General features: G+C 42.8%; 17 protein-coding genes, 3 tRNA genes and 2 rRNA genes. 8 read left to right on the top strand and 14 right to left on the bottom strand.

What is annotated here, in order from left to right:
- Window positions 1–57: 57 nt before the first annotated feature.
- Window positions 58–1,275, top strand: coding sequence for an EAL domain-containing response regulator (locus EJ103_RS00785; RefSeq protein WP_004588676.1), 1,218 nt, complete (start codon window positions 58–60; stop codon window positions 1,273–1,275).
- A gap of 18 nt (window positions 1,276–1,293) precedes the next feature.
- On the opposite strand, the gene EJ103_RS00780 is transcribed toward EJ103_RS00785, so the two are convergent.
- Window positions 1,294–2,370, bottom strand: coding sequence for a hemolysin family protein (locus tag EJ103_RS00780; RefSeq protein ID WP_004588675.1), 1,077 nt, complete (start codon window positions 2,368–2,370; stop codon window positions 1,294–1,296).
- A gap of 84 nt (window positions 2,371–2,454) precedes the next feature.
- Here EJ103_RS00780 and EJ103_RS00775 point away from each other — a divergent pair, with 84 nt between their 5' ends.
- Together EJ103_RS00775 and EJ103_RS00770 are read left to right on the top strand one after the other, a co-directional pair.
- The gene (locus EJ103_RS00775) at window positions 2,455–4,950 is read left to right on the top strand and encodes a S9 family peptidase (protein ID WP_126005500.1); all 2,496 of its coding nucleotides are present in this window, start codon (window positions 2,455–2,457) and stop codon (window positions 4,948–4,950) included.
- Between the two features lie 179 nt (window positions 4,951–5,129).
- A complete protein-coding gene (locus tag EJ103_RS00770; RefSeq protein ID WP_004588673.1) occupies window positions 5,130–5,834 on the top strand; it encodes a response regulator transcription factor in 705 nt (234 codons plus the stop codon).
- A 105-nt stretch (window positions 5,835–5,939) separates the two neighbouring features.
- Here EJ103_RS00770 and EJ103_RS00765 read toward each other — a convergent pair whose 3' ends face one another.
- The 7 genes from EJ103_RS00765 to nudE all read right to left on the bottom strand — a co-directional run bounded on the left by EJ103_RS00765 (window position 5,940) and on the right by nudE (window position 10,561).
- Window positions 5,940–7,448: a YifB family Mg chelatase-like AAA ATPase gene (locus EJ103_RS00765; RefSeq protein WP_004588672.1), complete on the bottom strand. Its 1,509-nt coding sequence runs from the start codon at window positions 7,446–7,448 to the stop codon at window positions 5,940–5,942.
- Window positions 7,449–7,481: 33 nt separating this feature from the next.
- Window positions 7,482–8,096 carry a trimeric intracellular cation channel family protein gene (locus tag EJ103_RS00760; RefSeq protein WP_126005498.1) on the bottom strand — a complete coding sequence of 205 codons (615 nt, stop codon included), beginning with the start codon at window positions 8,094–8,096 and terminating at the stop codon, window positions 7,482–7,484.
- Window positions 8,097–8,450: 354 nt separating this feature from the next.
- Window positions 8,451–8,527, bottom strand: a tRNA-Met gene (locus tag EJ103_RS00755).
- 296 nt (window positions 8,528–8,823) lie between these two features.
- Window positions 8,824–8,900 (bottom strand) — tRNA-Met (locus EJ103_RS00750).
- Window positions 8,901–8,979: 79 nt separating this feature from the next.
- Window positions 8,980–9,056: transfer RNA gene (locus tag EJ103_RS00745), tRNA-Met, on the bottom strand.
- 148 nt (window positions 9,057–9,204) lie between these two features.
- The gene (gene cysQ / locus EJ103_RS00740) at window positions 9,205–9,996 is read right to left on the bottom strand and encodes a 3'(2'),5'-bisphosphate nucleotidase CysQ (protein WP_004588670.1); all 792 of its coding nucleotides are present in this window, start codon (window positions 9,994–9,996) and stop codon (window positions 9,205–9,207) included.
- Window positions 9,989–10,561: an ADP compounds hydrolase NudE gene (gene nudE / locus EJ103_RS00735; protein WP_029772216.1), complete on the bottom strand. Its 573-nt coding sequence runs from the start codon at window positions 10,559–10,561 to the stop codon at window positions 9,989–9,991. Before nudE ends, cysQ begins: the two co-directional genes overlap by 8 nt.
- A gap of 62 nt (window positions 10,562–10,623) precedes the next feature.
- On the opposite strand from nudE, the gene yrfG reads away from it, so the two are divergent.
- On the top strand, window positions 10,624–11,271 hold the full coding sequence (gene yrfG / locus EJ103_RS00730) for a GMP/IMP nucleotidase (protein WP_004588668.1): 648 nt from the start codon (window positions 10,624–10,626) through the stop codon (window positions 11,269–11,271).
- Between the two features lie 8 nt (window positions 11,272–11,279).
- On the opposite strand, the gene EJ103_RS00725 is transcribed toward yrfG, so the two are convergent.
- Window positions 11,280–11,903: a dUTP diphosphatase gene (locus tag EJ103_RS00725; protein WP_004588667.1), complete on the bottom strand. Its 624-nt coding sequence runs from the start codon at window positions 11,901–11,903 to the stop codon at window positions 11,280–11,282.
- 105 nt (window positions 11,904–12,008) lie between these two features.
- Here EJ103_RS00725 and EJ103_RS00720 point away from each other — a divergent pair, with 105 nt between their 5' ends.
- Complete coding sequence (locus tag EJ103_RS00720; RefSeq protein WP_241232286.1) at window positions 12,009–12,653, top strand: peroxiredoxin-like family protein; 645 nt, start codon at window positions 12,009–12,011, stop codon at window positions 12,651–12,653.
- A 128-nt stretch (window positions 12,654–12,781) separates the two neighbouring features.
- Here EJ103_RS00720 and EJ103_RS00715 read toward each other — a convergent pair whose 3' ends face one another.
- A complete protein-coding gene (locus tag EJ103_RS00715) occupies window positions 12,782–13,150 on the bottom strand; it encodes a YacL family protein (RefSeq protein WP_126005497.1) in 369 nt (122 codons plus the stop codon).
- A 113-nt stretch (window positions 13,151–13,263) separates the two neighbouring features.
- Window positions 13,264–13,488, bottom strand: a complete 225-nt coding sequence (locus EJ103_RS00710) for a hypothetical protein (protein WP_004588664.1) — start codon at window positions 13,486–13,488, stop codon at window positions 13,264–13,266.
- A gap of 311 nt (window positions 13,489–13,799) precedes the next feature.
- Between EJ103_RS00710 and uvrD the strand changes: the two genes are divergently transcribed.
- From uvrD to EJ103_RS00695, 3 genes are read left to right on the top strand one after another with little or no spacing between them, the layout of a single operon-like run.
- On the top strand, window positions 13,800–15,965 hold the full coding sequence (gene uvrD / locus EJ103_RS00705; protein WP_054983970.1) for a DNA helicase II: 2,166 nt from the start codon (window positions 13,800–13,802) through the stop codon (window positions 15,963–15,965).
- Window positions 15,943–18,003 (top strand): GNAT family N-acetyltransferase, encoded by a 2,061-nt coding sequence (locus tag EJ103_RS00700; RefSeq protein WP_126005495.1) that lies wholly within the window; start codon window positions 15,943–15,945, stop codon window positions 18,001–18,003. Before uvrD ends, EJ103_RS00700 begins: the two co-directional genes overlap by 23 nt.
- Before the next feature lie 58 nt (window positions 18,004–18,061).
- Window positions 18,062–18,910: a chemotaxis protein gene (locus EJ103_RS00695; protein ID WP_126005493.1), complete on the top strand. Its 849-nt coding sequence runs from the start codon at window positions 18,062–18,064 to the stop codon at window positions 18,908–18,910.
- A 49-nt stretch (window positions 18,911–18,959) separates the two neighbouring features.
- Here the strand turns inward: EJ103_RS00695 and EJ103_RS00690 are convergent, their stop codons facing one another.
- The 3 genes from EJ103_RS00690 to EJ103_RS00675 form a co-directional block, all read right to left on the bottom strand.
- Window positions 18,960–19,616 (bottom strand): NAD(P)H-dependent oxidoreductase, encoded by a 657-nt coding sequence (locus tag EJ103_RS00690; protein ID WP_126005491.1) that lies wholly within the window; start codon window positions 19,614–19,616, stop codon window positions 18,960–18,962.
- A 392-nt stretch (window positions 19,617–20,008) separates the two neighbouring features.
- Window positions 20,009–20,123: ribosomal RNA gene (gene rrf, locus EJ103_RS00680) — 5S ribosomal RNA — on the bottom strand.
- 203 nt (window positions 20,124–20,326) lie between these two features.
- A 23S ribosomal RNA gene (locus EJ103_RS00675) occupies window positions 20,327–23,213 on the bottom strand.
- Between the last annotated feature and the right edge of the window lie 72 nt (window positions 23,214–23,285).

Raw genomic sequence — 23,285 nt, 5'->3', positions numbered from 1 at the left:
GCTGATCAGGCGCTATTTTTACAGTACTAATATATTAAGCAGTTACAAGGATAGAGCATGTCGATTTCGGTACCCAATATTTTAGTTGTGGATGACTCAAAGGCGATTTTAATTGTTATGGAGGCCATTTTAAATGAGCTAGGAGTCTCGAATAAAGTTACAAAATGCCTGAGTGCTCAGCAAGCGCTAACTCATGTAACCGACGATATAAACTTTTACGATATTGTATTTACAGACTTAAACATGCCTGAAATGGATGGTATGGAGTTTATAAGAAAGCTAGGCGAGCTTAATTTTACAGGCGCAGTAGTTATAATTTCGGAGATGGATCATAAGGTTATTAACCTAGCTGCCAATTTAGCGCGTCATAGCAATATTCATTTAGTCGCAAATTTAGCTAAACCCGTGCAACTTAGCCAAGTAAAAACCGTTTTACAAAAAGCAAAGCATTTAGCAGTACATAACGACCTTTCTCATGCCTCTATTTCAGAAAAGGCATTGCATGAGGCAATCAATTTAAACGAGATAATCCCTTACTATCAGCCAAAAATAAATTCTCAAACCAGTGAAATAGAAAGTATTGAGGTGCTAGCGCGCATCGTTAAAACGCACACTGGCGAAATTATCTCGCCCAATCGGTTTATTTCGTTATCGGAGCAATCGGGATTAATTAATCAAATTACCTTTAGCTTATTTGAGCAAGCCACCAGCGATTTAAAAGCTATACGTACAAACATTGCTGCGCATCTAAAACTGGCTTTTAACCTATCTCCCACACAATTAGATGATTTAAGCTGCCCCAACAAGCTGATGCTTATACTACAGCTCAATGAGCTATCACCGAGTGATATAATTTTAGAGATTACCGAGCAACATGCGCTGTCTAGCCTTTCTCAGCTAGAAACCTTAAACAGATTAAGAATGCATGGCTTTGGCATATCATTGGATGACTTTGGGGTTGGCTTTACCAACATGAACCAGATTAAGCGCCTGCCTTTTACTGAAATAAAAATTGACCGTACACTTATTAGTAATATTGAAACAGATCAGTTTTCGCAAGTGGTGGTCAGCTCACTGGTTGATATTGCCAGCCAAGAGCAACTAGCCCTTGTGGCCGAAGGCGTAGAGCGCGCCGAAGAATCACTCTACTTAAAAAACTACCGCACTAATTTAGCCATGCAAGGATTTTTGTTTACCTGCCCTAAAGCCAAAGACGATTTTATAGAGTGGGCACTAAACTGGGTAAATACGACGGGGGGCACAATTAAACGCTAACCTTCAACCCCGTCGTAATTATTTATTATCTCGGGGCGTGTCGTCATCTTCACTAACTATGTGCTCGCTGCTTGCTAAACGCTGGCGCCAGCGCTGCTTGGCAACCATGCGCATATTGGTCGATTGGTCGCGCTCATCAACAATTTCAAGCCCCATTAGGGCTTCTATCATATCCTCTAGGGTTACAATGCCTTGAACATCACCGTATTCATCAACAATTAAACATATGTGAGTGCGCTGTTTAAGTAAGGTTTGTAGTAGCGAGGACACATTATGCCCTTCGGGTACCGTATGAATAGGCTTAACTAATTTGCTAATTTTATAATCGGTACCTAAGCGGTGATAAGCCAACATAATGTCGTTTTTATGTACAAAGCCAATTATGTCATCGGCGTCTTTATCAAATACTAACACGCGCGAAAATGAAGACGAGCCGTGCTCGCTCATGTATTGATCGACCGTTAACCCTTTATGTACTTTATACAGTACAGTGCGCGGCGTCATTAAGTCGGTTAATTTCGCATGCCTAAAATGTAAAAGGTTGCGGATTATTTCTGACTCATCGGCATGGATTGCCCCTGTTTCGGTGCCTATATCTGCCATGGCTTCTATTTCTTGGCGAATATAAAAAGCCTCATCGTGCTTGGCCCCCATTAAATTAGTAAGCTTTTGAGCAAGCCACACAAATGGTTTTAGCGATATCACTAAAAAGCGTAAAGAATAGGTCACGCTAGGGGTTAAGGCACGCCAATAATTGGCCCCTAAGGTTTTTGGAATAATCTCTGAAAGTACTAATACTAAAAGTGTCATTATGGCAGAGGCAATTCCTACTGCCGCATCTGAAAAAACCACAGCGGCTTGTGCACCCACACCTGCAGCACCTGCAGTATGGGCCACTGTGTTAAGCGTTAGTATTGCAGCAAGCGGTTGATCTACATTATTTTTTAGTTTTTCGAGCTGCTTTGCAAGTTCAGGCTGTTTTTTGCGTAATAGCGCCACATAGCTGGGCGAAATACTTAACAGTACAGCTTCCATTACAGAGCATAAAAAAGAAATAACGATGGCAGCAACCATGTACACAATCAGTAAAGTCACTTTTTCTCCGATGAGTTGAACATATGGGCATGGTAACAATACATGCTATATTTGGCCAAATAACTATCAATAATAGGCACAAATATGAGAATTAGCTCACCTTGGACCACAAAAAATAAATTACTAAAACAAGCAGCTACCTTTTTTGCTCTTGGCAGCTTGAGCTTGACAGCAATAGCAGCCCCGCTTGATAAATCAAATATCGAGTTTATTGGCCCTTTAGGCGAAAACATGCAAGTTAAGCCATTTCAAACACCACACGGCCAAGTCATTATTAATAACTTATTAGAGCAGTTGCAACGTAATACGCAAAGTGTGTCTGTATTTGGTAAAAAGCATAGCTGGCAGCCGTTTAATAAAGTAAACGCACTTACTTTAGGTGGCCTACAAGCGCTTAAGTTCAATATTGAAACAACCCGCTATAGCCAAGGCACATTAACTATAAAAGGGATAGAAAACGCTCAGTTGTTTATTGATGCCAAGCTTCAAAAAGGCGATAACCACACATACTCTTTATCGTTAACTAATGGCTCTCATAGTGTGATTGTAGTGGCGCAACAAGTGGCTAACTGGAACAACGTTTCTCTCGATTTTGAACCCAAGGCCGACACTGACAACATTACAATTAACACCTCTACAACTAAGCGACTTTCAGCCGAGCAGCTTTTTGATGCCCCCACCATTAATGGACTTTCTTTAGCGCCCGATGCTAAACAATACGTTACCAGCACGCGCAGCTATTCAAATAAAACAGCTAACCAAGCAAACGTGGTAACTGAGCTTAAGAATAGCCAAAATCAAACCTTGTATCGCTTTGAAGGCCAGCAACCAAGCAATATGGTATGGAGCCCCAATAATCAATTTTTAGTTTATATGTTAGGGAGTGAACTAAAACAGCTAAACCGTAAAAACTTCAGCATTAAAACATTGGCCAGAGAGCTTGAAGGCGCGAGTAACTTTAATTTTTATAATAATAACAGCCTTATTTTTAGCTGGTCTAAAACCCCCGAAGACAACAACAGCTTAACTAAGCACTACAAAGGCCTTCAAGATAGATGGTCATACGCACGCAACGTAAGTCAGCTCTATATGTTAGACACCAACAGCGGCTTAACCAAAGCGCTTAGCCAAGGGCCTATTTCGCACAGCTTTGAAGATGCAAACACTAATCGTGGCAAAGTATTAATGAGCCGCCAAGTTATGGTTATGCAAGCCACCACCCACCCAGAAACTGAACTGGTGGAACTTGACTTACAATCGAATAAAATAACGTCTTTTGGTAAATTTAAAACCTTTAACCATGCAAAGTACGCCAACAAAGATGTGTACGTTGTTGCTGGCCCAGATTTTAAAAATGGCGCAGGCCGTGCCCTTCCAAAAGGGATGTTAGCTAATAATTACGACGGCCAATTATACTTACTTAGCGATAACGGTAAGAATGTAAAAGCGCTTAGTAAGCAGTTTGACCCCGCTATAGGTGAATTACATGTGCTTGATAATGGCGATGCGCTTATAAAAGTAACAGAGCAAGATACCCAACCTTTGTATCTATATGACTTGAGCAAACAGCGCTTTAAAAAACTGAATACGGGTTTAGATATCGTTGAGCAATTTAGCTACTCGCACGAGAGGAACCCGCAAGTGCTACTAAGCGGTACCACAGCATCCACCCCTCAGCAGCTTAAACGCTTAAATATAAGTAAAAATAAAACAGACCTAATCTGGGACTCTAAGCCGCTTGCCTACGCTAATACACAAATACCGACTCTGGAAGAGTTTAACTTTACAAATAAAGACGGCGTAGAAATTACAGGGCGTGTGTACATACCTACCAACTTAGATAAAACTAAAAAACACCCTGCACTTGTCTATTACTACGGTGGCACCTCACCGGTTACCCGTGGTTTTACAGGGCGCTACCCATTTAACTTGTGGGCAGCAAATGGCTATGTTGTTTATGTATTACAGCCAACAGGGGCAACTGGTTTTGGGCAAAGATTTTCTGCTCAGCACGTTAACGCCTGGGGCGATTATACCGCTAGCGATATAATGCAAGGTACGCAGGCCTTTTTAAAAAAATACGATTTTGTTGATAGCAAAAAAGTGGGTAATTTAGGCGCCTCATACGGAGGCTTCATGACCATGCTACTTGCCACCAAAACAGACATGTTTAGTGCATCTATTGCGCATGCGGGTATATCAAACTTAACCTCGTATTGGGGCGAAGGTTGGTGGGGGTATTTATACTCAGGCGAAGCATCAAAAAATAGCTTTCCGTGGAATAACGCTTCGCTTTATAGCGATCACAGCCCTGTATTTCATGCCGATAAAGTTACGACCCCTTTACTACTGTTACACGGCGATAGCGATACCAATGTACCTGTTGGCGAAAGCTTAACCATGTATACCGCCTTAAAGCTTTTAAATAAAGACGTAGAGCTTATTGAATATAAAGGCGCCGACCATCAAATTTTTGCTCGTGATAAACGCTTTGATTGGTGGAACACCATGCTTGCTTATTTTGATAAACAACTTAAAGGCGAACCACAGTGGTGGGACGCAATGTATTCAAATAAGTAACACAGCACTCAGCACATTTTTAGCTAAATGTGCTGAGCTTACTCACATAAACAGCAACCTTAGGTAAGCCGCCTTTTATATCTGAAACATAAAGTTACCGAAAAGTTACACCGCCCCCTTCTCAGCATTTAACGATTGGTGCTACCATACAGAGCTATAAATATACAAAAATAAGTCCTATGGCAATTAACGTTTTATTGGTTGAAGACGACGAGCTACTCGTTAAGCGCATCCAAAATCACTTTACAGACACCGAATTTTCGATAGAAATAGACCCCACAGGTGCCGATGCCCTAAACATAGTTAGGCAACGCGTAAACCTGCGCAGTGCTATTTCTCTTGCCATTATTGATATTGTATTACCCAAGCGTGATGGGTTGCAGCTTGCCAAAGAGCTCAACACTTTGACCGATATTGGCGTGATTGTTTTATCTAGCCGCGACTCTCAAGCCGATCGTATTGCAGGGCTTGCACAAGGTGCTGATGACTATATTTGTAAGCCTGTTGATTTATTAGAACTTGAGCTGCGCATGCGCGCACTTTATAAACGTATTGCAATTAATCAAGACGATGATGAAAGCGAAGAGTTTATAGAATACGCCGACTTTAAGCTCCACCCCGATAACCGCACATTAATTACCTCATCAGGTATTGAATCGCGCTTAACCGAAGCCGAGCACAAAGTGCTAATTTGTTTAATTAGCAACGCAGGCAAAGCAACCTCGCGAGAAAAAATATCAGAAGAAATAGGCCAACCAGATTGGAGCCCGAATGACCGCACTGTGGATGTTTTAATTGGCCGTTTGCGTAAAAAACTATACGATGAAAAAGACCAAAAACGCATTGTAACCGTGCGCGGCAAAGGTTACATGCTCTCAATTTAGCGCATTAAAATTTTAAACGCAGAAAAACGCAGCAAGCACCGAGCTTAGCACCTTAAAATAATTAAACATTATTGCGGTTCGGTATTATTTCCAGCAGCGTTTAGTTTATTTAGTTAACTGCGCTAGTAACCGCTCAAAAGCGCGATAGTTTAGCGCCTCTTTTAGCTCTTCTAAACTAATATGCTCTGCACCTTTTAAATCACTAATAGTACGCGCCACTTTAATGACCCTATGGTACGAGCGTGGCGATAACGACAGCTTTTCGCTAGCGCGTGCTAAAAACTGCAACTCAGCAGGGGCTAAAGTGCAATGGATATTCATTTCTTTATTATTTAATCGTGCATTAACCTTACCTTGGCGCTTTAGCTGTGCACTGTAGGCTGCCTCTACTCGGGCTCTTACTTGGGCGCTGGTTTCTTCAGGCTCGGTACTTTGTAGCTCAACACTTGTTAGTCGCGGCAGCTCTATTTGTAAATCGATACGGTCTATAAACGGGCCTGATACGCGCGATAAATAGCGCATCACTTGGTCAGGTGTTGCTCGCTTATCATTATGACACCCTGTAGGGCTTGGGTTTAGTGCGGCTATAAGCTGAAACTGCGCCGGAAACTCCATTTGCCTTGCTGCCCGCGAAATAACCACCGAGCCGGTTTCCATGGGTTCACGCAGCGAATCAAGTACCTTACGTTCAAATTCCGGAAGCTCGTCCAAAAATAACACCCCGTTATGCGCAAGTGAAATTTCACCCGGTTTAGGGTTTGAAGAGCCACCAACTAAAGCGACTGCCGAGCAAGTGTGGTGTGGGTTTCGAAAAGGCCGTTGGCGCCAATTATTTAGATCAATGGATTGGCCAATAATAGAATACAGTGCAGCCGTTGATATTGCCTCATCGTCAGACATGGTTGGCATTATCGTCGCCATACGCTGCGCTAGCATAGATTTACCCGTACCAGGTGGGCCTAAAAAAAGTAGGTTATGGCCTCCAGCGGCGGCTATTTCTAGCACTCGCTTAGCACCGGGTTGGCCTTTAACATCACTTAAATCGAGTAAAAAGTCGGGAGACTGGGCGCAATCTGGGTATTCAATATTTAAAGGTAGTGGCTGCTGATTTAATAAATCCCCCCATACTTCTTGTAATGAGTTAACCGCTTTACGCTTAACGCCGTTCACCAAACTTGCGAGGCTATCATTGGTAAAAGGTAAAAAGCAGCAACGGTTTTGCTCTTTTGCAGCAAGTACAGAAGGCAAAATGGCATTAACTCCCCGCACTTCACCATTAAGGGCAAGCTCACCGTAAAATTCATATTTATGTATATCTGGACACACTACCTGCCCCGAGGCCACTAAAATACCTACGGCAATGGCTAAGTCGAAACGCCCGCCATCTTTAGGTAAATCGGCAGGGGCTAAATTTACAGTAATACGTTGATCAGGAAAACCAAATTGAGAGTTTTCTAGGGCGCTACGCACCCTGTCTTTTGATTCTTTAACTGAGGCCTCTGGCAGCCCAACAATATTAAATGCCGGTAAACCATTACCTAGGTGTACTTCTACAATAACCTCGGGGGCGTTTATACCCACTTGGGCACGAGAATAAATGCGAGCTAGCGACATTCCTTATCCTAATTAATGGTTTAATTAATTAGTTTAGTCAGAATATTTAAAAACGTGTACTGTGATTTGCCATTTAATAGCCGCAATACGAAGCAATAAGGTGCTTAGCATTGCCATTACCATGGCAAGTTCGGTCGCGAACGCAAAGTGAATTCCCAGCGTGTAAACTACACCGCCAGCAATACAGGTAATAGCATATAACTCGCCTTTTAGCAGCATAGGAATTTCGCGAGCAAGCACATCACGGAGCATGCCCCCAAAGCAACCTGTAATTACACCCATAATAATCGCGGTCATATTTGGCATGCCGGCTAGTAAGGCTTTTTGGGTGCCCATTACCGCAAAAAATGCTAAACCAAATGCATCGGCAATTTGTAATGTGTAGTGCGGAATCGACTTTTGCTTGTTAATAAGCCGCGTGGTAATAAATACCGCGGCTAAAATAGCATAAAAAAAACTTTGATCGTGTAGCCAAAATACCGGAACATCTAATATGAGATCGCGAACCGTACCGCCCCCAATCGCTGTTACCGCTGCTAATACTACAACACCAAAACCATCCATTTTCTTTTCGTGTGCGACCAAAGTACCTGTAACAGCAAACACAGCAATGCCGATTAAATCAAACCAGTGACAAAGTTCAGTCATGTGTAACAACCCAAAATTATTTGTGCCGTTTTAACATAAACTATACAAAGTTTTAAGTAATAACGTATTTTTAGAGAAGTTTATAATATTTATAGATATTACTTGGAGGTATAAATCTAAGAGTGCTTTATAGGGAAATAAATATAAATTTCAGGCATAAAAAAACACGCTTTTGGCGTGTCGATTTAATATAACTTATTATTTCAGTGGTTGCGGGAGCCAGAGCTTATGAAAGGTGAACCGACGACCTTTGCTGGCTTATGCAGAGCTGAGACCGACGAGCTATCCATTTCACTGTATTTTAGGCATAAAAAAACACGCTTTAAGCGTGTCGTTTCATTTTATGTATTTCAGTGGTTGCGGGAGCCGGATTTGAACCGACGACCTTCGGGTTATGAGCCCGACGAGCTACCAGGCTGCTCCATCCCGCGCCTGAAATATGTATACTTATTTAGCGTTGCTTACATTACAACGTGGCTGCCAACTCCCTAAAGGAAATTGGTTGCGGGAGCCGGATTTAAAACGACTACCTTTGCTGGCTAATGAAGAGCTGAGACCGACAAGCTTTTCTTTAACTAACATTTTACAGTAACCTCAAACCCCTAAAGGAAATTGGTTGCGGGAGCCGGATTTAAAACGACTACCTTTGCTGGCTAATGAAGAGCTGAGACCGACAAGCTTTTCTTTAACTAACATTTTACAGTAACCTCCAACCCCTAAAGGAAATTGGTTGCGGGAGCCGGATTTGAACCGACGACCTTCGGGTTATGAGCCCGACGAGCTACCAGGCTGCTCCATCCCGCGCCTGTATATTTTAAGTCAATCGACTACTTAATTTAATCTCTTAAGTTAGAGTTTACAGTAACCAAGCTTTTAAAAAAATTGGTTGCGGGAGCCGGATTTGAACCGACGACCTTCGGGTTATGAGCCCGACGAGCTACCAGGCTGCTCCATCCCGCGCCTGTAATTTCTTTGAAATAGTTTCGTGTTAATAACGAGCCTGTTTCGAAGAGAGCGCTATAATATAGGAATAAACTTATATTGCAAGGCTTTAACTAGTTAATTGTGTTCAACCGAACAAAAAGCAATCAACAAGCCCTATAAATAGCTATCTCTGGTGTGGGCTTATCATTTTTTGAAACTCCCAATCTGGGTGCCCCATTACAATAAAGTCAGGATTTTCAGTGCTCTCACGCTGGTTATAAGTAAGCGGATTAAATTCTGCATCGGTTATACACCCGCCCGCCTCTTCTACAATAACTTGTGACGCGCCGGTGTCCCACTCGCCTGTAGGACCAATTCGTAAAAAGCAGTCGGCTTTGCCCTCGGCAACTATACATGCTTTTAGCGAGCACGAGCCTACTGCAATAGTGGCAAACTGCGTATTTAAATACTGACTGACCGCTTCAATTTTTTGTCTACGGCTTACTGCCAACGTTAGGTTATCGGGTGTTGCTACCGACATTTTTGTGTCGCTACCATTTTCTCGTTTAAATGCACCCTGATTAGCAGTAGCAAAGTAAGTGATCCCTTTTGCTGGCCAATGAATCACACCTAAAACGGGGTGGTTATTTTCAATAAGTGCAATATTAACGGCAAAGTCACCACTTTCTAAAATAAACTCGCCAGTGCCATCCATCGGATCTAATAACCAATATCGCTGCCAGTTCTTTCTTTGGGCAAGTGCCGGAATAGGCGTTTCTTCCGACATGATAGGGATGTCGGGCGCAAGCGCTTTTAAACCAGCAACAAGCACATCGTTAGACGCTAAGTCTGCTTTTGTAACAGGCGTAGAGTCTGATTTTTCTTGCTGGCCAATATCGTCTTTTTTATAAATAGCCATAATGGCATCGCCTGCACTTTGTGCAAGTTCAATACAAGGCTCTAGTAATTTATTCATTTGCAGCTCCAGACGCTAAATACTTATTTAATAATAGCAAAGCGGCAACACTGCGAGCTTCGGTAAAATCGTCTTGCTCTAATAATGACTGCCAATCTGTTAATGGCCACTTAACAACCACTAAAGGTTCGGGCTCATCACCTTCTAACGTTTGCGGATATAGTTGCTTAGCAAATAAAATATGCATGGTCGCGTTAAAGTAACTTGGCGCCATTGATACTACTTTTAGCGGCTCAAAAAATTCAGCACCAAAACCCACTTCTTCTTTAAGCTCTCTGTTTGCTGCTTGCTGTGGTGTTTCGCCTGGGTCTATCAAGCCTTTAGGAAAGCCTAATTGGTAGTCGTTTGTGCCCGCGCAATACTCACGTACCAGTAGCATTTCGTTATCTGCAGTTATTGGTACAATCATTACAGCCCCGCGGCCACCGCCACGTATGCGCTCATACTGGCGCTCTTCGTCATTAGAAAACTTAAGCTCTAACGATTCAACAGTAAATAAACGGCTTTTAGCAACTACATTGTTACTAATAATTTGAGGCGGAGTTGGGTGCTTTTTCTGTGTCATTGGCGTTATTTTGCTATCATGGCAGTTGTGCTTAATCATAAACTTTTCACAAGGAAAAGCCCATGCTAAATTGGTCAAAAATCGATACCGTTTTACTCGATATGGACGGAACATTACTCGATTTACATTTCGATAGTCACTTTTGGCTTAACGTTGTACCAGAGCAACTTGCGCTCACTCGCAATATTACCCTTGATGAAGCAAAAGCCGATATGCACAAACGCTATCAAGCGGTAAGTGGTCAAATACAGTGGTATTGCTTAGATTATTGGCAAGAGCAACTCAATTTACCGATAATGGAATTAAAACGCCAAACCCAGCACTTAATAAAAGTACGCGAAGATGTACCCCACTTTTTAACTGAGCTAAAAAAAGCAGGTAAAGAGCTAATTCTTTTAACTAACGCCCACCCAGAAAACGTCATGCTTAAATTTGAACATACCGCGATAGATAATTATTTAGATGGCGTGGTGTCTACTCATCAATACGGAGTGAGTAAAGAGCAGCAAAGTTTATGGCATCAAGTACAAAAAGACTTAGGGTTTAATAAGCAGCGCACTTTGTTTGTTGATGATAGTGTGCCAGTTTTAAATGCTGCCCGAGAATACGGCATTGAACATTTACTTGCGGTGGCCAACCCAGATAGCCAGCAACCACATAATGTAATAGCCGATTACTTAAACGTAACCGACTACAGAAACATAATCTAGCAGCTAGATTATTGTTGCGGGTAACGCGCCACTAGGCCTTGATATACTAACTTTGCAAAGTCGGCATGTTCGGTATCAAGGCTTTTAACGACTTCGACTAAATGCTCGTTATCTTCTTGGCCATTCCATACTTTGATGTAGCTGCCATCTTTGTAGCCATGATCTTGGCGGAAAAAGTTTAACGTGTTTTTACCTACGTAACCGCGGTATAAATCGTCAATATCCATCCCTATTTGCGCCATACACCCTGCAAACGCGGCCGCGTTAAAGGTTTTATTTGCAACTGCTGAAGCTGCTAATATTTCAAGAGTTTGTTTAAAGTCATCTGCGGCCTGTGGTGCGCTAAGTTCTTGTTCTAGCTGCTTAGCTAACTCTTCGTAAGAGGTTGTTCCGTCAATTCTTAACGACAAACCAAAATGAAATATATCAACCAATTCTAGAATTACTTGCTCGGTGTCTGGGGTTTGTTTTTTCCACCACTTCCAACCGTAATGATCTAGCATTTCTGCACACTCAACCCAAATGGCTCTGTACCACTCAAAGCCTTGGCTAAACCATTGATCATGAACTTTAGTGTTCATGGCATTTTGCATTTCTAGCATTACTACTAGCTTATTTAAGTTGGCTGACATATCGTTTCCACTTGAGCTTTTAAATTACGCTTATGATACAGGCAAATAATAAAAAGTGCATTTTTGATCTATTATAAACAGCACATAAAAACAGGGCAGGAAATAATGATGAGTAAAGTGTTACTGCACACCTTGGCGACTATTGTAATGACTGCTTTTTTAGTAACGAATGCGCAAGCAAGTACAGAAGGGATTGCTGCAGCCCCTGAGCAAGTATCACCATTATTACCGGGCTTAAGCGTGCCTAATATAACGCTCAAAGATCAACATGGTAATAATGTAGAGTTACAAAAGCGCTTTGCTGAAAAAACAACGGTGCTTATTATTTACCGCGGAGGTTGGTGTCCTTATTGCTCAAAGCAACTGGCTAATATACAAAAAATTGAGCAGCAACTCGCTAATTTAAACGCGCAAATTATTGCAGTATCGCCAGATAGTCCAGAAAAACTAGCCCAAAGTAAAATAAGTTCACCAAATTATTTACTGCTTTCAGATGATAGCTTAACCCTAACAAAAGCCTTAGGTTTAGCTTATTTTTTAGATGATAAAACAGCCGCTATCTATCGCAATAAGCGCGGTGTTAACTTTGTTGATGCCCAAGGCAAGGTAAACGTCGCTTTACCTGTACCGGCTGTATTTGTAATTGATAAAAGTAGCGTTGTGTATTTTCAATACGCAAACCCTAATTACAAAGTACGTTTAACAGAGGAGCTATTATTAGCTGGCGTTAAATCAATAGAAAATCAATAATCTGTAGTTATACCAATCGACTTAAATATTTAATCATTCTAGGGTGCTAAATAGAGCGCTATAAATGTCTAATAACTTTACACCATTGATATTACAAAAAAGGCCAACTAGGTTGGCCTTTTAAACGTTTAACGCGAGCCACTAAACTCAGCCCACGACTCTATTAAATCTATAAAATCTTCAAAGCCACAACCACTCACTAGGCCATTTTCTTCAAGCATTAAGTCATCATCTTGATAGGCGACTAAATCTTCGCTGTCTTGGTGTAGAGCATGGGCTTCAAATAAGGCTTCGTCTTTAGAGAGTATTAAGTCTATCTCTTGGCCTTTTAACGTTATTGGCTCGTAACTTATTTTTACCGAGCTAATAAGTGCTTGTACCATCGCGACTTTTTCTTTGCCAATTTCTTCGTTTAACCAGCGGCCAATTAGGGCATGCTCGCTGCTTATTTTAATGCGCAGCCCACTAATAGGGTCACGTATAAATTGATATTCCATAATTTTTACTTTTAAAACGCTAATACGCTAATTATACCCATAAATAGCCTTAAACACCGACCCTAAAACGCAAAATAGCGCCAATGGGCGCTATTAAATAGGTGACATAAAAGCTAACTTCGCGATCTAAAACGTGCAGCATCTATAATCGACCATAAATAAATAATAGGCACGAGTACGAAGCCTACTAATACATAAATAAGTGCGTAACTAATTATAATAGCTAGCGCAAAAAAGATAGCGGCTAAAATTCGCCCTTGTACCAATTGCCCTAAACCAGGAAAAAATATATTACACAACGCTGCAATAACATTACCGCCAGAACCTTGATCAGCCATACTCACCTCTGTAGTTAATTAATTTTAAGTTTTAGTTATTTACTTACTATCACACTTTATGCCAATTTATTAAAGCTTAAAAATCAAATAGTTAAATTACTACTAAATAACTGCTTTAGTATTTTTTACTAAATATAGGTCAATTTGATTATTTTTATTATTAATTATCGTTACTTAAGAGTACAAAAAAGCGACTAAGCGATTAGTTTTACAAGTATTTTTAGAATAGCTGTTCATAAAAACAGTATTTTATTTAGCCTAACAAAAACACCTGTTATACTGCCCTCATTATTGATTGAAAAGGCGTAACGATGGACGTTTCTGAATTACTCGATGGCTTAAATGACAAACAACGCGATGCCGTTGCAGCCCCACTACAAAACATGCTGGTATTAGCAGGTGCTGGTTCGGGTAAAACACGTGTTTTAGTTCATCGTATCGCGTGGTTAATGCAGGTTGAGCAAGCATCGCCTTATAGTATTTTTGCGGTTACCTTTACTAATAAAGCCGCTAAAGAAATGCGCACCCGTGTTGAAGAAACCCTAAAAGCCCCTGTCGGTGGCATGTGGATTGGTACATTCCATGGTCTATCACACCGTATTTTGCGCGCTCACCATCGAGAAGCAAACCTACCAGAAGCCTTTCAAATTTTAGACTCTGACGATCAACTTAGAATGATCAAGCGCTTATTAAAATCAATGAATATTGATGACAAAAAATGGCCCGCCAAACAATTTGGCTGGTACATCAGCGCTAAAAAAGATGAAGCCCTGCGTCCTAAAGATATTCAAGCCTACGATATAAACGAGCAAATGATGCTACGTGTATATGCCGCGTATCAAGAAGCGTGTGACCGTGCTGGTTTAGTTGATTTTGCAGAAATACTGCTACGTAGCTACGAAGTACTTAAAAATAATCCTACGCTACTTCGCCATTACCAGCAGCGCTTTGCCCACATGCTGGTAGACGAGTTCCAAGATACCAATACCATTCAATACGCATGGCTAAAGCTACTTGCTGGTGATACACAAAGCATTATGATTGTAGGCGACGATGACCAGAGTATTTACGGTTGGCGTGGCGCTAAAATAGAAAACATTAAACGCTTTCTAACTGATTTTGACGCCGAAACTATTCGCCTTGAGCAAAACTACCGCTCAACCGCGACCATTCTAAAAGCATCTAATGCGCTAATTAAAAATAATTCAGAGCGCATGGGTAAAAGCCTTTGGACCGATGGCAACGAAGGCGAACCTATATCAATTTATGCCGCCTTTAACGAGCTAGACGAAGCCCGCTTTGTAAGCAGCAAGCTACGCAGCTGGTTAAATGCTGGTAATGCGTTGCAAGACGCCGCTATTTTATACCGTAGTAACGCGCAATCTCGTGTACTCGAGGAAGCCATGCTTCAAGAAGGCTTAAAATACCGTATTTACGGTGGTATGCGATTCTTCGAGCGCCAAGAAATTAAAGATGCGCTATCGTACTTACGATTGGTAGGAAACCGCCAAGACGACGCCGCATTTGAGCGTGTAATTAACACCCCAGCGCGCGGTATTGGCGATAAAACACTTAGCCATATACGCGACTGTGCGCGTGCTGAGTCGCTGCCTCTTTGGTACGCCGCTAAAGCAATTGTTGAACAACAACATTTATCGGGTCGTGCGGCAAGCGCTGTTACAAAATTTGTAGAGTTGGTAGAGCACATAGAAGATAAAATTAGCGACCTTACACTGCAAGAGCAAGCCAAATACGCTATTCAAACCTCTGGCCTTATGGCTATGTATCAAGCTGAAAAAGGCGAAAAAGGCCGAGCTCGCGTAGAAAACTTAGAAGAGCTTATCAGTGCCTGCGATCAGTATGAACTCCCCGAGGAAGAAGAGTTTAGCTCACCATTACAAGGCTTTTTAGCCTACACCTCACTTGAATCTGGTGAAGGCCAAGCCGATGAACACGAAGATGCTGTGCAAATGATGACTCTTCACTCTGCTAAGGGCTTAGAGTTTCCACTTGTGTTTATGGTGGGCGTTGAAGAAGGCATGTTCCCATCGCAGCAAAGTAATGAAGAATCAGGGCGCTTAGAAGAAGAACGCCGCCTTTGTTACGTGGGCATGACCCGTGCCATGGACAAACTTTACATAAGCCATGCCGAAAGCCGTCGTTTATACGGCCAAGAAAAGTACCATAGCCCATCGCGATTTTTACGCGAAATACCCGAAGATTGCGTAGAAGAGATTCGTATTAAAACACAGGTATCACGACCGCCTGCTGCGGGGCGTTTTAGCGCATCAGTAAGCCATGCTGTATTTGAAGAAAGTGGTTTTAACTTAGGCCAACGTGTACTGCACGCTAAATTTGGTATTGGCACTGTGCTTAATTACGAAGGCAGCGGCGCGCAATCGCGTGTGCAAGTAAACTTTGATGACCTTGGTAGCAAATGGTTAGTAACCGCATATGCACGACTTCAAGCTGTATAAGCACTGTGTTGAGCAATTAACGCAGCAACTAACTGGCGCAAAGCATCGTCAGTTAGTGCTGATTACAGGCCAGCCAACTTGGTGCTATGAGCTATTAAGCGCATTAACCCGTTCGGATGATGTAAAGTTACTTTCAAGCAGCCTTGCCAATGCCAGTTGGCCTGAGCATACTCATCAACTACTTGGGCAAGAGTTTCCTCATGCCGTTTATGATGGCTTTAGTGGCATTTACCCCGATAAACTCGCTGCATTAGCCGGCACCGTAAAAGCCGGCGGGCTTTTATTTTTATTACTGCCTGATTTACAACGCCTAGCCTCATGGCAAGACCCTGCGCTGCAAAGCGTGCAGTCTTATGGGTGTAGTAATCAGCAAAGCTATTTTAATTTACGTTTTTCTCGCCTTTTACAAACCCTACCCGCCATACACTTTGATGAACACACTGTCTTTAAAGAGCCGCAGCTCAAAAGCAATGTAACAAATAAAATTGAGTATCAGGCGCAGCAACACTGCGTTGAGCAAATAATTAAGGTGGCCACAGGGCGTGCGAACAGACCTTTAATTATTAATGCCGACAGAGGGCGAGGAAAATCAGCAGCGCTAGGTCTTGCAGCCGCAGCATTACATGATAAAAAAATCATTGTATGCGCAACACAATTTAGGGCCACCCATAGCTGTTTTAAGCATTTAGCTAAAACCTTACAGGTGGAATACAAGGCTCAGCAAAAACATTTAGCTAATTTACAATACATGGCGCCCGATGCACTGCTTAATCAGTTGCCGCAATGTGATTTATTACTGGTCGATGAAGCCGCCGCAATACCTGTCCCACTACTGTTAACCATGTTAAAGCACTACCCGCGTATAGTCTTTGCGAGCACCTTGGTAGGTTACGAGGGTAATGGCCGAGGCTATACCATTCGCTTTACGCAACATATTAAAGCAAATTACAAAGCGGCAAAAATTGTAAACTTAGAAGAGCCTTTACGCTTTGCCAAGGGCGACCCTCTTGAGCAACATGTACGCACACTCTTTGCTTTAGATGCACAATATAACGAATACCCACCCGCTTTAAATAGCATTGAGCACGTTGAAGTCACTCAACAGCAACTCGTTGACAATGAGCCTTTACTGCAGCAAATAGTTGCACTGCTAGCACTTGCCCATTACCAAAGCAGTGTTAACGATTTACGCCAATTACTTGATGCCCCAGCGCAAAGGCTGTTTATTAGTAGATGCGACATGCATGTTGTGGGTGTGTGTTTAATAGCAGTTGAAGGCGGTATGGATGCAGAGCTAGCTAAGCAAGTAATCAGTGGTGAGCGCCGCCCACAAGGGCATTTAATGGCACAATCGCTCGCGCAATTAAGCGCACAGCCAAGCTATTTAACAAAACAAAGCGCACGCGTTATTCGTATCGCTGTTGCACCTAACCTGCACCAACAAGGCGTAGGTAAAGCATTGCTAGCGCATTGCCAGCATCAGCTAACCCCCACCTGTAGTTATATAGGTGCAAGTTTTGGGGCTACAGCAGGGCTTTTACATTTTTGGCAATCTCAGGGCTTTAGTGCTGTAAAGCTAGGTTATCAGCGAGATAAAAGCACGGGTGAGCACTCAGCCCTCGTTATTAAAGCATTAGACACATCCACGCAGGGCTTACATACCCTAGCTCAGCAATTTAAAAGTGATTTGTTTTATGGTTTATTAACGCACTTTAGCCAACTCGACAGTGAGTTAGTCAGTGAGGTAATAAGTAAATTTATCGATGAATCTAGCTCGCCCAACCCACCTATAAACACTGCAATTAGTACAATAAATCGCTTTAATACCGCGCCAAAACTATGGTATTTATTTAACCACTCCCCATCCAGCCTAATGGCAACTAAAAGTGAAGATCGCCACTTGCTGATACAAATGGTATTACAAAACCACAGTAATGAGCAGCTAATCAAGCAACATTGCTTAAGTGGAAAAAAAGCCTTAGAGCAACAATTTAAACTCGCTGTTAAATCACTAATTAAAAAACCACACAACCTTTAAGCTATTTATCTATTTTGTTCTATCCTTAAAGCATTACAAGGCAATTAAAGATAAAGGTATGGAATTCATAAACTTTCAAGTGGGCTGTAAAACCATTTCACTTAAAATTCTCGATATTTTACTCACCGAGCGGTTTGATAATAACCTCACTACATTGCCAAATAACAATAAGAGCTTTATTGGTGTAAAAGACTACATGGAAACACCCACGCCGGTGTTCGACCTAGGTGTTATTTTAAATGGCAGCTCTACAGAGCAAAGTAATAAAAAAGCACTTAATGAGCTAAGAACCTGGCAAGCCTCGCTTAATGATTGGTTTAGCCAATTTGAAAAAAGCATCGCGCAACAGAGCCACGTAATAACAAACGATAAAACTCAGCTGCACAACATCGCCCTATTTTATAAAGAGTTTAAAACTGACAACAGTGACCTAAAATCTATCATAGAAAAACTTGATGAGCCTTTTCAAGCGCTAGTAACAGCTACAGATCGCGCAGTTAGTACTCATAACGAGCAAGACTATAAACAAGCCAGTAAATATTTAGCGAGTATAAAGCGCAACAGCTTTATGCAATTACAACGACTGTTTGATGCGGCAAAAGAGCAAATAACACTCGATTATAAACCTATTATTGTTTTTACTACTAAAGATGGGCTCAACCCGCATATCGGATTACTAGTAGATAAAGTAGAGGACAATATAGATTATAAAAAAGAAGACATTAAGCCACTCGATAAATTAACCGAAATAGGCTTTGATATAGACCCGCAAACCAGAGGCATGATGCGAGGGCTAATAAAGTTAGCCGAAAAACACAGTGTTTTAATAGACCCTAGCGCAATATTTAGACCTGATCATTTAGCACAACAGGAAGACGAAGAAACACAAGCGTATGGTTTATTCTAAAAATAAAAAAGCCGAGAAGGCTCTCGGCTAATTAACTTATAGCAACACGTTATACAGTAGTTATAATATCTTCAACTGGTAAACGCGCTTTAGGTTTGCCAAAGTTCCAATCTTCTTCTTCAACTGGGTAACCCATTGCAAGTGCCACTTCACAAATATGACCATCAAGCTCTTCGCTAAACTTCTCACCGATTAACTCTGGGTCAACACCTTCCATAGGCGTAGATGCAATATTTAAACGCGCCAGTGTATGCATAATGTTACCCAGTGCTAGGTAAACTTGTGCTTTAGTCCAGCTGCCATTGTAGCCATTTTCATCCGTATTCATTTCAGCAAAAGCGTAGGCACCCATAAAGCTTTCACGCAGTTGCGCTGGTAAGTGACCAGAGCTCACTTCAACGTCCACACGTTTAACAAACTTCTCTTTAGTAAACTTAGGATCGTAAGCTAATAACAGCGTATGCGATGCTTCTTTAGCGTGTAATTGATTAAACTGGTGCTTGTTAGCAAATGTATCGTGCAAACGCTGCTTAGCTTCATCACTTTCTACCAATACAAACTTCCAAGGTTGAGAGTTGATTGAAGAAGCAGACAAGCGAATAGCTTCTTTAATTACGTCAAGATCCGCCGATGAAATACGTTTGCTCGTATCGTATTTTTTAGCCGTGTAACGGTTATGTAAGTCTTTAATAATTTGATGAGACATGCTCTTCTCCCCTTTGGTAAGGTATGTAAATACAAGATGGGGCAAGTTTATAGACTTTGCTATCAATTGATAATTAGCAAAATACTTAAAAGACTTTCTAAAAAAATTTGATAATAGATCAAGCCCATACCTTTTGGGGTTACAGCTTTATTGTTGCGAGATCGGTCGTTACGAAACATATAGAGGCGGATACTGTTGCTGCTGGTAATCCAGCTCGTGAGATAAGAACACTATATTTACCATACAAAGATGTGCGGCGAGCCTTATCCGCGGGTTTCGTGATACTCAACCCACGCTACGGAGGTGGTGCTATTACGTAAAGACATGTATTTCACTTTTCTACGGACGTAAAAAAACCGCTTCATTTCTGAAGCGGCTTTCTCGTATTTGGAGCCTGGCAATGTCCTACTTTCACATAGCAAATGCTACACTATCATCGGCGCTGTTTCGTTTCACTACTGAGTTCGGCATGGGGTCAGGTGGGTCCAAAACGCTATGGTTACCAAGCAAATTAGGTGCAAAGGATTAATGACAAGCACGTAGTGCTTCTTTTTCCTTTGCGCAAGGTGCCTCAATGTTAACGCTACGCGCTAAGAGTCACCTCATAAATTTGGAAAATATCTGATAATATTTTTTAAGTCTAAGTATCTATCTACTTTAGCTATTAACTTCTGTCGCTTGTTTCTGTCACAAAACGCGTTTGGCGTTGTATGGTTAAGCCTCACGGGTAATTAGTACAAGTTAGCTTAATGGCTCACACCACTTCCACATCTTGCCTATCAACGTTGTAGTCTTCAACGGCCCTTCAGAGACTTTAAAAGTCTAGTGAGAAATCATCTCGAGGCCTGCTTCGCGCTTAGATGCTTTCAGCGCTTATCAGTTCCGAACGTAGCTACCGGGCAATGCCATTGGCATGACAACCCGAACACCAGCGGTTCGTTCACTCCGGTCCTCTCGTACTAGGAGCAACCCCTCTCAATTCTCAAACGCCCACGGCAGATAGGGACCGAACTGTCTCACGACGTTCTAAACCCAGCTCGCGTACCACTTTAAATGGCGAACAGCCATACCCTTGGGACCGACTTCAGCCCCAGGATGTGATGAGCCGACATCGAGGTGCCAAACACCGCCGTCGATATGAACTCTTGGGCGGTATCAGCCTGTTATCCCCGGAGTACCTTTTATCCGTTGAGCGATGGCCCTTCCATTCAGAACCACCGGATCACTATGACCTACTTTCGTACCTGCTCGACGTGTCTGTCTCGCAGTTAAGCTGGCTTCTACCATTACACTAACCGTACGATGTCCGACCGTACTTAGCCAACCTTCGTGCTCCTCCGTTACTCTTTGGGAGGAGACCGCCCCAGTCAAACTACCCACCAGGCACTGTCCGTAACCCCGATTCAGGGGCCAACGTTAGAACATCAAAACTACAAGGGTGGTATTTCAAGGACGACTCCACAACAACTAGCGTCGCTGCTTCAAAGTCTCCCACCTATCCTACACATGTAGGTTCAATGTTCAGTGCCAAGCTGTAGTAAAGGTTCACGGGGTCTTTCCGTCTAGCCGCGGGTACACAGCATCTTCACTGCGATTTCAATTTCACTGAGTCTCGGGTGGAGACAGCGTGGCCATGGTTACACCATTCGTGCAGGTCGGAACTTACCCGACAAGGAATTTCGCTACCTTAGGACCGTTATAGTTACGGCCGCCGTTTACCGGGGCTTCGATCAAGAGCTTCGTCCGAAAACTAACCCCATCAATTAACCTTCCGGCACCGGGCAGGTGTCACACCGTATACGTCATCTTGCGATTTTGCACAGTGCTGTGTTTTTAATAAACAGTCCCAGCCACCTGGTCACTGCGGCTCCCGTCCGCTTAGAGAGCAAGTCTCATCACAGATAGGAGCGTACCTTCTCCCGAAGTTACGGTACGATTTTGCCTAGTTCCTTCACCCGAGTTCTCTCAAGCGCCTTAGTATTCTCTACCTGACCACCTGTGTCGGTTTGGGGTACGATTCGGTATAATCTGAAGCTTAGAGGCTTTTCCTGGAAGTATGGCATCAGCAACTTCACACCCTTGGGTGCTCGTCTCGTGTCTCAGCCTAACAGCAACCCGGATTTACCTAAGTCGCTAGCCTACTCACTTTCACATGGACAACCATCGCCATGCTTGCTTAGCCTTCTCCGTCCCCCCATCGCAATTATACCAAGTACGGAAATATTAATCCGTTTCCCATCGACTACGCCTTTCGGCCTCGCCTTAGGGGTCGACTTACCCTACCCTGATTAACATGGGATAGGAACCCTTGGTCTTCCGGCGTGCGGGTTTTTCACCCGCATTATCGTTACTCATGTCAGCATTCGCACTTCTGATACGTCCAGCATACCTCCCGGTACACCTTCAACCGCTTACAGAACGCTCCCCTACCACTCATCCTAAGATGAATCCGCAGCTTCGGTGCATAGTTTAGCCCCGTTACATCTTCCGCGCAGACCGACTCGACCAGTGAGCTATTACGCTTTCTTTAAAGGATGGCTGCTTCTAAGCCAACCTCCTGGCTGTCTGGGCCTTTCCACATCGTTTCCCACTTAACTATGACTTTGGGACCTTAGCTGGCGGTCTGGGTTGTTTCCCTCTTCACGACGGACGTTAGCACCCGCCGTGTGTCTCCCGGATATTACTTTACGGTATTCGGAGTTTGCAAAGGGTTGGTAAGTCGGGATGACCCCCTAGCCTTAACAGTGCTCTACCCCCGTAAGTATTCGTCCGAGGCTCTACCTAAATAGATTTCGGGGAGAACCAGCTATCTCCCGGTTTGATTAGCCTTTCACTCCTAGCCACAGGTCATCCCCTAACTTTTCAACGTTAGTGGGTTCGGTCCTCCAGTTGATGTTACTCAACCTTCAACCTGCCCATGGCTAGATCACCGGGTTTCGGGTCTATACCTTGCAACTATTCGCCCAGTTAAGACTCGGTTTCCCTACGGCTACCCTAATCGGTTAACCTCGCTACAAAATATAAGTCGCTGACCCATTATACAAAAGGTACGCAGTCACCTAACAAGTAGGCTCCTACTGCTTGTACGTACACGGTTTCAGGTTCTATTTCACTCCCCTCACAGGGGTTCTTTTCGCCTTTCCCTCACGGTACTGGTTCACTATCGGTCAGTTGGGAGTATTTAGCCTTAGATGATGGTCCACCTATATTCAGTCAAAGTTTCACGTGCTCCGACCTACTCGATTTCACTTAAAATGTCTTTTCATGTACGGGACTATCACCCTGTATCGTGGTACTTTCCAGAGCCTTCCATTAACACATAATAAGCTTAAGGGCTGTTCCGATTTCGCTCGCCGCTACTATCGGAATCTCGGTTGATTTCTTTTCCTACGGGTACTTAGATGTTTCAGTTCTCCGCGTTCGCCTCGTTAACCTATGTATTCAGTTAACGATACCTGCAAGCAGGTGGGTTTCCCCATTCGGAAATCCTAGTCTCAAGCGCTTTTTACTAGCTTGACTAGGCTTATCGCAAGTTAATACGTCCTTCATCGCCTCCAACTGCCAAGGCATCCACCGTGTACGCTTAGTCACTTAACCATACAACCCAAACGGGTCTTTGTTAGTGACAGTTTAACTTCGCCAGAAGTTAATATTGAATACTAAAGTAGA

The sequence above is a fragment of the Pseudoalteromonas sp. Xi13 genome (assembly GCF_003952205.1).
GTDB classification, from domain to species: Bacteria; Pseudomonadota; Gammaproteobacteria; order Enterobacterales; family Alteromonadaceae; genus Pseudoalteromonas; species Pseudoalteromonas atlantica.
The sequence above is the reverse complement of the archived record's forward strand: the minus strand, read 5'-3'. Positions and strand labels throughout refer to the sequence as shown.

Bases quoted from the DNA above. Each gene is read 5' to 3' on its own strand.
- EJ103_RS00775 (WP_126005500.1), top strand. From the start codon at position 2,455: ATGAGAATTAGCTCACCTTGGACCACAAAAAATAAATTACTAAAACAA.
- EJ103_RS00785 (WP_004588676.1), top strand. From the start codon at position 58: ATGTCGATTTCGGTACCCAATATTTTAGTTGTGGATGACTCAAAGGCG.
- nudE (WP_029772216.1), bottom strand. From the start codon at position 10,561: ATGACACAGAAAAAGCACCCAACTCCGCCTCAAATTATTAGTAACAAT.
- EJ103_RS00700 (WP_126005495.1), top strand. From the start codon at position 15,943: ATGCACGACTTCAAGCTGTATAAGCACTGTGTTGAGCAATTAACGCAG.
- EJ103_RS00725 (WP_004588667.1), bottom strand. From the start codon at position 11,903: ATGTCAGCCAACTTAAATAAGCTAGTAGTAATGCTAGAAATGCAAAAT.
- EJ103_RS00710 (WP_004588664.1), bottom strand. From the start codon at position 13,488: ATGGCTGATCAAGGTTCTGGCGGTAATGTTATTGCAGCGTTGTGTAAT.
- EJ103_RS00690 (WP_126005491.1), bottom strand. From the start codon at position 19,616: ATGTCTCATCAAATTATTAAAGACTTACATAACCGTTACACGGCTAAA.
- EJ103_RS00695 (WP_126005493.1), top strand. From the start codon at position 18,062: ATGGAATTCATAAACTTTCAAGTGGGCTGTAAAACCATTTCACTTAAA.
- EJ103_RS00770 (WP_004588673.1), top strand. From the start codon at position 5,130: ATGGCAATTAACGTTTTATTGGTTGAAGACGACGAGCTACTCGTTAAG.
- uvrD (WP_054983970.1), top strand. From the start codon at position 13,800: ATGGACGTTTCTGAATTACTCGATGGCTTAAATGACAAACAACGCGAT.
- EJ103_RS00760 (WP_126005498.1), bottom strand. From the start codon at position 8,096: ATGACTGAACTTTGTCACTGGTTTGATTTAATCGGCATTGCTGTGTTT.
- yrfG (WP_004588668.1), top strand. From the start codon at position 10,624: ATGCTAAATTGGTCAAAAATCGATACCGTTTTACTCGATATGGACGGA.
- EJ103_RS00765 (WP_004588672.1), bottom strand. From the start codon at position 7,448: ATGTCGCTAGCTCGCATTTATTCTCGTGCCCAAGTGGGTATAAACGCC.
- cysQ (WP_004588670.1), bottom strand. From the start codon at position 9,996: ATGAATAAATTACTAGAGCCTTGTATTGAACTTGCACAAAGTGCAGGC.
- EJ103_RS00720 (WP_241232286.1), top strand. From the start codon at position 12,009: ATGATGAGTAAAGTGTTACTGCACACCTTGGCGACTATTGTAATGACT.
- EJ103_RS00715 (WP_126005497.1), bottom strand. From the start codon at position 13,150: ATGGAATATCAATTTATACGTGACCCTATTAGTGGGCTGCGCATTAAA.